The sequence below is a fragment of the Streptomyces albidochromogenes genome (assembly GCF_005981925.1).
Taxonomy (GTDB): Bacteria; Actinomycetota; Actinomycetes; order Streptomycetales; family Streptomycetaceae; genus Streptomyces; species Streptomyces albidochromogenes.
In genome coordinates this window covers 1-10,181 of sequence record NZ_VBVX01000250.1, presented here as the reverse complement: position 1 = coordinate 10,181, position 10,181 = coordinate 1, and the positions used below count along the sequence as shown (strand labels likewise).

Annotated in this window: 12 protein-coding genes; 8 read left to right on the top strand and 4 right to left on the bottom strand. The window is 71.6% G+C overall.

From position 1 onward, the window contains the following. Positions 1-126: 126 nt before the first annotated feature. Positions 127-1,023, bottom strand: a complete 897-nt coding sequence (locus E2E34_RS25910) for a rhomboid family intramembrane serine protease (protein WP_138904335.1) — start codon at positions 1,021-1,023, stop codon at positions 127-129. A gap of 193 nt (positions 1,024-1,216) precedes the next feature. Here E2E34_RS25910 and E2E34_RS25905 point away from each other — a divergent pair, with 193 nt between their 5' ends. From E2E34_RS25905 to E2E34_RS25890, 4 genes are all read left to right on the top strand, one after another. Beyond that, positions 1,217-1,828 (top strand): PadR family transcriptional regulator, encoded by a 612-nt coding sequence (locus E2E34_RS25905; RefSeq protein WP_244316105.1) that lies wholly within the window; start codon positions 1,217-1,219, stop codon positions 1,826-1,828. Between the two features lie 123 nt (positions 1,829-1,951). Then, positions 1,952-2,668 (top strand): VWA domain-containing protein, encoded by a 717-nt coding sequence (locus E2E34_RS25900; protein WP_138904333.1) that lies wholly within the window; start codon positions 1,952-1,954, stop codon positions 2,666-2,668. Beyond that, positions 2,665-3,219, top strand: a complete 555-nt coding sequence (locus E2E34_RS25895; protein ID WP_138904332.1) for a HutD/Ves family protein — start codon at positions 2,665-2,667, stop codon at positions 3,217-3,219. The genes E2E34_RS25900 and E2E34_RS25895 overlap by 4 nt, the downstream gene beginning before the upstream one ends. Before the next feature lie 144 nt (positions 3,220-3,363). After that, complete coding sequence (locus E2E34_RS25890) at positions 3,364-3,864, top strand: pyridoxamine 5'-phosphate oxidase family protein (RefSeq protein ID WP_138904331.1); 501 nt, start codon at positions 3,364-3,366, stop codon at positions 3,862-3,864. A 56-nt stretch (positions 3,865-3,920) separates the two neighbouring features. On the opposite strand, the gene E2E34_RS25885 is transcribed toward E2E34_RS25890, so the two are convergent. Genes E2E34_RS25885 through E2E34_RS25875 form a run of 3 tightly spaced genes read right to left on the bottom strand, consistent with a single transcriptional unit; the run spans position 3,921 to position 6,936 of the window. After that, positions 3,921-4,904, bottom strand: a complete 984-nt coding sequence (locus tag E2E34_RS25885; RefSeq protein ID WP_138904330.1) for an acyl-CoA dehydrogenase family protein — start codon at positions 4,902-4,904, stop codon at positions 3,921-3,923. After that, entirely contained in the window at positions 4,901-6,049 is a 1,149-nt protein-coding gene (locus tag E2E34_RS25880; protein ID WP_138904329.1) for an acyl-CoA dehydrogenase family protein, read from the bottom strand. The genes E2E34_RS25885 and E2E34_RS25880 overlap by 4 nt, the downstream gene beginning before the upstream one ends. Further along, entirely contained in the window at positions 6,049-6,936 is an 888-nt protein-coding gene (locus tag E2E34_RS25875; protein ID WP_138904328.1) for an enoyl-CoA hydratase, read from the bottom strand. Before E2E34_RS25875 ends, E2E34_RS25880 begins: the two co-directional genes overlap by 1 nt. 47 nt (positions 6,937-6,983) lie before the next feature. On the opposite strand from E2E34_RS25875, the gene E2E34_RS25870 reads away from it, so the two are divergent. From E2E34_RS25870 to E2E34_RS25855, 4 genes are all read left to right on the top strand, one after another. Next, positions 6,984-7,790 carry an SDR family oxidoreductase gene (locus E2E34_RS25870; RefSeq protein WP_138904327.1) on the top strand — a complete coding sequence of 269 codons (807 nt, stop codon included), beginning with the start codon at positions 6,984-6,986 and terminating at the stop codon, positions 7,788-7,790. Positions 7,791-7,820: 30 nt separating this feature from the next. Continuing rightward, complete coding sequence (locus E2E34_RS25865; protein ID WP_138904326.1) at positions 7,821-8,432, top strand: TetR/AcrR family transcriptional regulator; 612 nt, start codon at positions 7,821-7,823, stop codon at positions 8,430-8,432. A gap of 40 nt (positions 8,433-8,472) precedes the next feature. Beyond that, a complete protein-coding gene (locus E2E34_RS25860; RefSeq protein ID WP_138904325.1) occupies positions 8,473-9,630 on the top strand; it encodes an acetyl-CoA C-acetyltransferase in 1,158 nt (385 codons plus the stop codon). A 242-nt stretch (positions 9,631-9,872) separates the two neighbouring features. After that, the gene (locus E2E34_RS25855) at positions 9,873-10,076 is read left to right on the top strand and encodes a cold-shock protein (RefSeq protein WP_015607926.1); all 204 of its coding nucleotides are present in this window, start codon (positions 9,873-9,875) and stop codon (positions 10,074-10,076) included. Positions 10,077-10,181: the final 105 nt, after the last annotated feature.

Genomic DNA, 10,181 nt, shown 5'->3' with positions numbered 1-10,181 from the left:
GGGGCGGGGTGGTGCGCGGGGCGGTGCGTATCGAGTCCATGGCCGAACCCTCGTACCTCAAGCGGAGTCGAGGTCAAGCGCGGCCCCGCCGCGGCGACGCGGACGGGGCCGGGGACTCGCGTCCGGTCAGCCCGGGTAGGACGTCAGCGACGACGTCTTCATCAGGACGAGCACGATGAGCAGCACCAGTACCGCGGCGGCCGCGACCACCTGGATCGCCGTGCGGTGCTTGCGTGGTGCGTACGCCAGGGCCAGGCTGACCAGACCGCCGGTGAGCAGCCCGCCCAGGTGGGCCTGCCAGGAGGTGAACAGGGCCGACACGACCATCCAGATCATGAGCCCGGCGAGGAAGCGGTTGACGGCCCGCATGTCGTGGCCGAGGCGGCGGCAGATGACGTAGTACGAGGCGGAGACGCCGAAGATCGCACCCGACGCGCCCACGACGATGCTGTGCGGCGCGATCAGGTACACCAGCACCGAACCGCCGAGCGCGGACAGCAGATAGAGCCCCGCGTAGCGCGCCCGGCCGAGCTGCTCCTCGACCGTCCTGCCGATGTTCCACAGGCAGAACATGTTCATCATGATGTGCATGATCCCGAAGGTGCCGCCGGTCGGGCTCTGGTGGAGGAACGCCCCGGTGAACAGCCGGTACCACTCGCCCTCCGCGACCCCGGCGACGGCCGGCCCCGACTGGACCCCGCTCTCCGGGCCCAGTACCCCCCAGCCGAGCATGCCGAACCGCGGGACGATGTCGGGACGCGCCAGTTCGCCCAGGTAGGCGAGGACGTTCAACGCGATCAGCGTGTACGTCACCACGGGCGCGGCCGCGCCGGCCACCGAGCCGCCGAAGACCGTGCGCGCCCGGCGGACCGACCTGTGGCCGTCCCTCACACACTCGGGGCACTGGTGGCCGACGGCCGCCTCGCGCATGCAGTCGGGGCAGATGAACCGATCGCAGCGCGTGCAGCTCACATACGTCTCGTACTTGGGGTGGCGGTAACACGTCGTGACGGCGGCTTCCACGGCCGGCTCCTTGGACTTCTGGGCTGATGGGGGAGGGCCGGTGGGGTCGGCGCCGCTCAAGATAACGCACCGGCCCGCGGCGGCCGGCGGGCCGTCAGCCGGTAGTCGACCGCCGTCCACGGTCAACTCCGCCCCGGTGATGTACGACTCCGTACCCCGTCCGCCCCCGCCCTCCGCCCTTAGACTGCGGTCCGTGACCCAGAAGAGGCAGGGGAAGGAAGGGGAGCGGCCCGCGCTGCCGGCGACGAGCTGGGCGGTGCTCGGACTGCTGTCCTTCGGGCGGGAGTTGTCCGGCTACGACCTCAAGAAGTGGGCGGACGCGTCGCTGGGCTTCTTCTACTGGAGCCCGTCCTTCAGTCAGATCTACAGCGAGCTGAAACGGCTGGAGAAGGCCGGCTTCGCGACCTCGCGCCTGATCGCCCAGGACACCGGCACCCGCGACAAGCGCGTGTACCGGATCACCGACGCGGGTACGGACGCCGTCCGCACCTGGGCCCGCGAGGCGCCGGTCGACCCGCCGGTGCTCAAGCACGGGCCGATGCTGCGGCTCTGGCTCGGCCACCTCCTGGAACCCGAGCAGACCCGTGAAGTGCTTCGGCGGCACCGGGAGTTCGCGGAGGAGATGCGCGGCCGGGCGCTGGCGGACATCGAGAGCGCGAAGGACGAGGCGGCGTGGGCGTACCCCGCGCTCACCCTCAAGTGGGCCGAGCGGCACTACGCCGCGGAGCGCGATCTCGCCGACGCCATGCTGGCGGACATCGAGGAGCTGGAAGCCGCCGAACGCGAGCGCGGTACGCGACCGTAGACGCGGCGCGACCGGAGCCCGGGGCGGCCGTCGACACCGGCCCCGTAATCTCGGACACGCCCCCACCACACCTGGTGTTCCTGTCAGCTTCCTGCCGGCCCGTACGAAACGGAGAGATCCGACGTGGCGATAAGCCTCCACAAGGTCGAGGAGACCGCTCCCGCCCTCGTCAGCTTCTACAAGAACGCCGGCGTCTGCCTGCGCAAGCACGGGCTGAACGGGCAGCGTGCCGCCGTCTACCTGGTCCTCGACTACTCGGGGTCCATGAAGCCGTACTACCGGGACGGCAGCGTGCAGGCGCTCGCCGACCGGGTCCTCGGGCTCTCGGCCAACCTGGACGACGACGGAAGCGTGCCCCTCGTCTTCTTCTCCACGGACGTCGACGCGACCACGGACATCGCCCTCGACAACCACCACGGCCGGATCGACAGGATTGTCGCCGGGCTGGGGCACATGGGCAAGACCAGCTACCACCTGGCCATGGACGCGGTGATCGACCACTACCTCGACAGCGGGTCCACCGCGCCGGCGCTGGTCGTCTTCCAGACCGACGGCGGGCCGATCAACAAGCTCGCGGCCGAGCGGTACGTCTGCAAGGCCGCGAAGCTGCCGCTGTTCTGGCAGTTCGTGGGTTTCGGCAACACGCGCAGCACCCAGTTCGACTTCCTGCGCCGGCTCGACGAGCTGGCCGTCCCGGCCAGGCGCCCGGTCGACAACGCCGGGTACTTCCACGCCGGAGAGGACCCGCGCCAGGTCTCGGACACCGAGCTGTACGACCAGTTGGTGCGGGAGTTCCCGGCCTGGCTGGCGGCGGCGCGGGCCCAGGGCATCGTGCGATGACGGTCGAGGTGCTGAGGGCTGCCGACCGCGAGGCCGTGCCGTGGAAGAACGGCGGCGGCATCACGCGGGAGATCGCGGCCGCGCCCGTAGGCGCGGGAACGGCCCACTTCGACTGGCGGATCAGCCTGGCTGAGGTCGAGGGGGACGGCCCCTTCTCGGCGTTCCCGGAGGTGGACCGGATCCTGACGGTGGCTGAGGGCAGGGGAATGGACCTCACGGTGGGCGGGGAGCGGCGGCTCGTCGACGAGCGGTACGTTCCCCAGCGCTTCCCGGGGGACGCCGCCACCGACTGCCGGCTGCTCGGCGGCCGGGTCGTGAACTTCAATGTCATGCACCGCAGGGGCCGGACGGCCGCACGGGTCGCCGTGGTGTGCGGCGATCTCGACGTGGCGGTCCCGCCCGGCGGGACGGTGGTGGTCGTCGCTCTGGACGCGACGGCGACGTTCGACGGCGCCGCGCTCGCCCGGTACGACGCCGTCGTCACCGGCGCGCCGGGCGCCCTGTCCACCCGGGGCCACGCGGCGGTCGTCACCCTGACGCCGGGCGAGTGAACCGCGTCGCGGCCGCCGGGGCGGTGTGCCGAGGCCGGGGTGGGGGCGCACGGGCGGAGGCCGACGTCAGCGGCTGTCGGCCCACAAGCGTCGCGGGAGGAAAAGCCGACAGAAGATGTCGGGTATCAGGGGTTCACTGAAGACATGGTCACCAACTGGACAGACTTCCAACGGGCGCAGCCGCAGTTCGCGCAGGCCGTGCGGCGACGGTTCGAGCAGCACAAGCACCACGTCCTGGCGACGATCCGCAAGGACGGGTCGCCGCGCGTGACCGGACTCGAAGTGACGTTCCTGCACGGCGAGTTGTGGCTCGGCATGATGCCGTACTCGCGCAAGGCGCAGGACCTCCGGCGCGATCCGCGCTTCGCCGTCCAGGCGAACCCCGGACCGGGCGACGACATGCGGGACGGCGACGTGCGCATCAGCGGCCGGGCGGTGGAGGTCACCGACCCCGAGGTGATCGCACGGTTCTCCGGCGAGATCGCCCCGCCGGAGCCGTTCCATCTGTTCCGGGTCGAGCCCACCGAGGTGGTCGCCACCTCCGTCGACGGCGAGGAGCTCGTCGTGCGCACCTGGCGGCCCGGCCGTCCGGTGCGCACGATCCGCCGGGGGAACGGTGACGAACCGGCCCGCGAAGTGTCATGATCCGTCGCCCGCCGAGAGCCGCCGGCCGCGACGAACCGCCGGTCCGTCATGATCCGTCATGAACCAGCCAGCACCTTCCGCCGGCACTCGGACGGCGTGCCCCACGCGTCCCGCAGCGGACGTGCCTTGCGCAGCCACAGGGACAGGTCGAGTTCTTCCGTGTAGCCGACCGCTCCGTGCACCTGCAGCGCCGTCCGCGCGGCTGCGTACGCGGCCTCGCCCGCCGTCAGCTTCGCGGCGGCGATGTCGGCGGTCGTCATGGACAGCGCCGCGCCGAAGAGCAGCGGCCGGGCGAACTCCAGCCCGACCAGGGTGTCGGCCAGCCGGTGCTTGACCGCCTGGAACCCGCCGATCACCGTCCCGAACTGCGTGCGCTGCCTGGCATACGCCACCGTCCGCTCCAGCAGCGCGAGCCCGGTCCCCAGCGACTGCGCCGCCGTGGCGAACGCCGCCCAGTCGGCGGCGTGTCCGGCGGCCTCCCGCACGGCGGGCCCCGAGGCCAGCAACTCGCCACCGGGCGCGGGCCGGGACAGCCGCCGCGCCGGGTCCGAGGACGCGCGCAGCGCTCCGGTCCCGGGAGCGAGCCGCAGCTCGTCGCCGTGCACGACGAGGACGTACGCCGCCGCATCCGCGTCCAGCGCGTACGGACCCCCGCCGGGCAGCGTGAGTGTCGCGCTCGCCCCGCCGGAGGCGAGCGCCGGCAGCAGCCGCTTCGCGGGACCCGCCTCGCCGTGCTCGGCCAGGCGCGCCAGCAGCGCGGCGGCCGCGACGGTCTCCACCACCGGACCGGGCACGGCGTACCGCCCGAGCTCCACGTATGCCACGGCCAGTTCGACCGGCAGCACGCCCACGCCCCCGTACTCCTCGGGAACGGCCAGCGCGAAGACGCCGACGGTTCCCAGGCGCGCCCGCAGCGCGTTCCCGGGAACGGCGTTTCCGGCCGCCCACGCCCGTACCGCCGACGGCGTGTCCGCCGCCGAAAGCATCGCTTCCAGGGAACGGCCGAAAGCGGCCTGTTCGTCGGTCAGCAGGAACCTCATCGGCGGCGGCCCTTCGGCAGGCCGAGCAGCCGCTCGGCGATGATGTCGCGCTGGATCTCGTTCGTTCCCGCGTAGATCGGCCCGGCGAGCGAGAACACGTGCCCCTCGGCCCACTCGCCGTCGGCCAGTTCCCCGTCCGCGCCCAGCAGATCGAGCGCCGTCTCGTGCAGTGCGATGTCGTAGTCCGACCAGAACACCTTGTTGAGGCTGGACTCGGCCCCGATGGACGCGCCCGCCGCGAAGCGCGAAGCGTTGGCGTACGTGAACAGCTGATACGCGCGCGCGCCCACGACCGCGTCCGCCACCCGGTCGCCCAGCGCCGTGTCCGACGGATCCGCCGACGCGCGCCAGTCCCGTACGAGCCGCTGTGACGCGGCGACGAAACGGCCGGGGGAGCGCAGCGTCAGCCCGCGCTCGTTCCCGGTCGTCGACATCGCGATCCGCCAGCCCTGCCCCGGCTCTCCGATGACGTCTTCGTCCGGTACGAACACGTCGTCCAGGAAGAGCTCCGCGAAGGCGGGCTTGCCGTCGAGCCGGCCGATGGGGCGGACGGTGACCCCGCGCGCCCTCAGGTCGAACATCAGGTACGTCAGACCGTGATGCGGCTTCGCCGCCCCCGGGTCCGTACGGAAGATCCCGAACGCCCGGTCCGCGAAGGCGGCCCGCGAGGACCACGTCTTGTGCCCGGACAGCAGCCACCCCCCGTCCGTGCGTACGGCGCGGGACCGCAGGGACGCGAGATCCGACCCCGCCTCCGGCTCGGACCACGCCTGCGCCCAGATCACCTCGCCGCTCGCCATCGACGGCAGGACCCGGGCGCGCTGTTCGTCGGTGGCGTGGTCGAACAGCGTGGGGGCGAGGAGGCTGACGCCGTTCTGCGAGACCCGCCCGGGGGCGCCCGCCGCGAAGTACTCCTCCTCGAAGACCAGCCACGTGAACAGGTCGACGCCCCGGCCGCCGTACTCGCGCGGCCACGCGACAACGGACCAGCGGTCGGCGTGCAGCCGTGCCTCCCACGCGCGGTGCGCGGCGAAGCCCTCCTCCGTCTCCAGAGAGGGCAGCGGCCGCTCGGGGACGTTCGCCGCCAGCCACGCCCGCGCCTCGGCGCGGAAGGCGTCCTCCTGCGGGGTGTGCCGCAGATCCATCAGGAGCCCGCCCTCTTCATCGCGGCGACGTCCATGCCGGCGAGCGGGTCCGCGGCGGTCTCGGCGTTGTGCGCGTGGGCGAGGTGGTGCAGTGCGAACACCGAGTCCATGCCGGTGTGCATGCCCTGGAGGTCCTCCGCCTGGTTCACCGCCCGTTTCGTGAGCGCCAGTCCCAGGCGTGGCATCCGGGCGATCCGCAGGGCCAGTTCCTCTGTGCGCTCCGCCAGTTCGGCCCGTTCCACGACGTGGTTGACCATGCCCACCTCGTACGCCCTGCGCGCGCACATCCGGTCGCCCGTGTAGAGGAACTCCTTGGCGATCCTCGGCGGCATCACCCACGGGTGGGCGAAGTACTCGACCCCGGGAATGCCCATCCGCACGACCGGATCGGCGAAGAACGCGTCCTCGGAGGCGACGATGAGATCGCATATCCACGCGAGCATCAGCCCGCCCGCGACGCACGCGCCGTGGACCGACGCGACGACCGGCTTGGGCAGTTCGCGCCAGCGGCGGCACATGCCCAGGTAGACCTCCGACTCGCGGGCGAAGCGCGACTCGGCGCCCTGTTTGTCGGAGTGGTCCCACCAGAGGCCCGCCCGGCGCTCGAAGGGCAGATGGGCGTCGCGCTCGGGGGTGCCGATGTCGTGACCGGCGCTGAAGTGGTCGCCGGCCCCCGCCAGCACGATCGCCTTCACCTCGGAGTCCTCGGCCGCGCGGTAGAGGGCGGCGTCCAGCGCGTAGGTCATCGCCGAGTTCTGGGCGTTGCGGTAGCGCGGTCGGTTGAGCGTGACGTACGCGAGGGGCCCGCGCCGCTCGTACAGCACGGGCGGTTCCTGCGGCAGGGCGGGCTCGGGGGCGGGTGGCTCGTGGGCGGCGGGCGTGGGCATCAGGCGCATCCTTCCCTAACAAGTGTTTGGTAGGTTAACGTACGGCCATGAGCAGCGTCGAGGAGTCCCGCGCCCCAGGCCCCGAGTACGTTCCCGGGCACGGTCTGCTCAAGGGCCGTACCGCCGTCGTCACCGCCGCCGCCGGCGCCGGCATCGGAGGCGCCACGGCGCGCCGGTTCCTGGAGGAGGGGGCGCGCGTCCTCCTGGGCGACGCGCACGCACGCCGCCTGAAGGAGACCGAGGAGGCGCTCGCCCAGGAGTTCGGCCCTGGGAACGTCGCCTCCCTGCCGTGCGACGTCACCGAAGAGGCCCAGGTACGGGCCCTCTTCGACCTCGCCGTACGGGAACACGGCGGCCTGGACATCGTCTTCAACAACGCCGGCCTCGGCGGCACGGCCGAACTCGTCGACATGAGCGACGAGCAGTGGTCCAAAGTCATCGACGTCACGCTCAACGGCACCTTCCGCTGCACCCGCGCGGCCCTGCGCGCCCTGAAGGCGGCCGGCCGGGGCGGCGTCGTCGTCAACAACGCCTCCGTCGTCGGCTGGCGCGCCCAGAGCGGCCAGGCCCACTACGCCGCCGCCAAGGCGGGCGTCATGGCGCTCACCCGGTGCGCGGCGGTCGAGGCGGCGGCGTACGGCGTGCGCGTGAACGCCGTCGCGCCCAGCCTCGCCATGCATCCGCACCTGGTGAAGGTGACCTCCGCCGAGCTGCTCGCGGAACTCACCGGGCGGGAGGCGTTCGGGCGGTACGCCGAGCCCTGGGAGGTGGCCAACGTCGTCGTCTTCCTGGCGAGCGGCTACTCCTCGTACATGACCGGCGAGACGGTCTCGGTCAGCAGCCGCCGTGCCTAGGAGCACCGCGTCCGGGCGGACAATGGCAGCGTGCCCAACAAGAAGAAGAACCAGGTGACCGCCTCGCCCGAGCGGCGGCGCGAACTCCTCGGCACGGCAGCCGAGGTGTTCGCCGCCCAGGGCTACAACGCCACGACCGTCCGGAAGATCGCGGACGCGGCGGGCATGCTCGCCGGCAGCCTCTACTACCACTTCGATTCCAAGGAATCGATGCTCGACGAGATCCTCTCCACCTTCCTCGACGAGCTGTGGGAGGGGTACGACAGCGTGCTCGCCGCCGGACTCGGGCCGCGGGAGACGATCGAGGCACTCGTCACCGAGTCGTTCCGTGAGATCGACCGGCACCGCGCCGCCGTCGCGATCTACCAGAAGGAGTCGAGGCACCTGTCCGCGCAGCCGCGCTTCCACTACCTCGCCGACTCGCAGCAGAAGTTCGAGAAGGCGTGGCTGGGGACCCTGGAGCGCGGGGTGAAGGCGCGCGTCTTCCGCGCCGACCTCGACATCCGGCTCACCTACCGCTTCGTCCGCGACACCGTCTGGGTCGCCGCGTCCTGGTACCGGCCGGGCGGCCTGCACAGCCCGGAGGAGATCGCCCGCCAGTACCTGTCCATGGTCCTGGACGGCATCGCGCTGCGTACGTGAACCGCTTGTCCGACGTTCGTCATACGAAGGAGCAGCAGTCATGGCCGAGGCCTACATCGTCGAAGCGGTGCGCACCCCTGTCGGCCGGCGCGGAGGCGGCCTCGCGGCCGTTCACCCCGCCGACCTGGGGGCGCACGTCCTGAAGGCCCTCGTCTCGCGCTCCGGAATCGACCCGGCGGCGGTCGAGGACGTCGTGTTCGGCTGCCTGGACACGGTGGGACCGCAGGCCGGGGACATCGCCCGTACGGCGTGGCTCGCGGCGGGACTGCCCGAGGAGGTGCCCGGGGTCACCGTCGACCGCCAGTGCGGGTCGTCGCAGCAGGCCGTGCACTTCGCGGCGCAGGGCGTGCTGTCGGGCACACAGGACCTGGTGATCGCCGGGGGCGTCCAGAACATGACGCAGATCCCGATCGCCTTCGCGTCCCGGCAGGCGGCGCAGCCGCTGGGACTCTCGGAAGGCCCGTTCGCGGGTTCGCGCGGCTGGCGCGCGCGGTACGGCGCGCTGCCGGTGAACCAGTTCCACGGGGCGCAGCTGATCGCCGAGAAGTGGGGCATCTCGCGGACCGACATGGAGGAGTACGCGCTGCGCTCGCACCGGCGGGCCCTGCGCGCGATCGACGAGGGCCGCTTCGGGCGCGAGACGGTGGCTTACGGGGACGTCACGACCGACGAGGGGCCGCGCCGCGACACCACCCCGGAGAAGATGGCGGCGCTGAAACCGGTGGTGGAGGGCGGCACGATCACGGCGGCGTGCTCGTCGCAGGTCTCGGACGGGGCCGCGGCGCTGCTGATCGCCTCCGAACGGGCGGTCGCGGAGCACGGGCTGACGCCGCGCGCCCGCGTCCACCACCTGTCCGTCCGCGGCGAGGACCCGATCCGGATGCTGTCCGCGCCGATCCCGGCCACGGCGTACGCGCTGAAGAAGGCCGGCATGACGATCGACGCCGTCGACCTGGTCGAGATCAACGAGGCGTTCGCGCCCGTCGTGCTGGCGTGGCTGAAGGAGACGGGGGCCGACCCCGCCCGGGTGAACGTCAACGGCGGCGCGATCGCCCTGGGCCACCCCCTCGGGGCGACCGGCGTCAAGCTGATGACGACGCTGCTGCACGAACTGGAGCGGACGGGAGGCAGGTTCGGCCTCCAGACGATGTGCGAGGGCGGCGGTCAGGCGAACGTCACGATCATCGAGCGCGTGTGACGGGACGGACGGGGGCGTCACCGTACGACGATCTTCTCGGCGTCGAGGGGTGGTGCTCCGGCGGCATCGTGTTAGGGTGGACGAGTTGCAGTTTTGGTACCCATAAACATTATGTGCGCCTGACGGGAATGCTTCCTCAGGCGCATTTTGTTTTCCGGTTCTCCGGATGGGGCTCATTGCGGCGACGTGGAATCCGTGAAGTGCGGATTTCCGGATCTGCCCCAGTTTTTTAGGAGAATGACATGGCTACTGGAACCGTGAAGTGGTTCAACTCGGAAAAGGGCTTCGGCTTCATCGAGCAGGACGGCGGCGGCGCTGACGTCTTCGCCCACTACTCCAACATCGCCACCCAGGGCTTCCGTGAGCTCCAGGAGGGCCAGAAGGTCTCCTTCGACGTCACGCAGGGCCAGAAGGGCCCGCAGGCGGAGAACATCGTCCCGGCCTAATTCGCCGACGCGATACCTCGCCAGCCGGGGCCCGCACCGTGAAGGTGCGGGCCCCGGCTTGTGCATGTTCCCAGGAAGGCAAAACCTGAATGACCCGCTCCGACC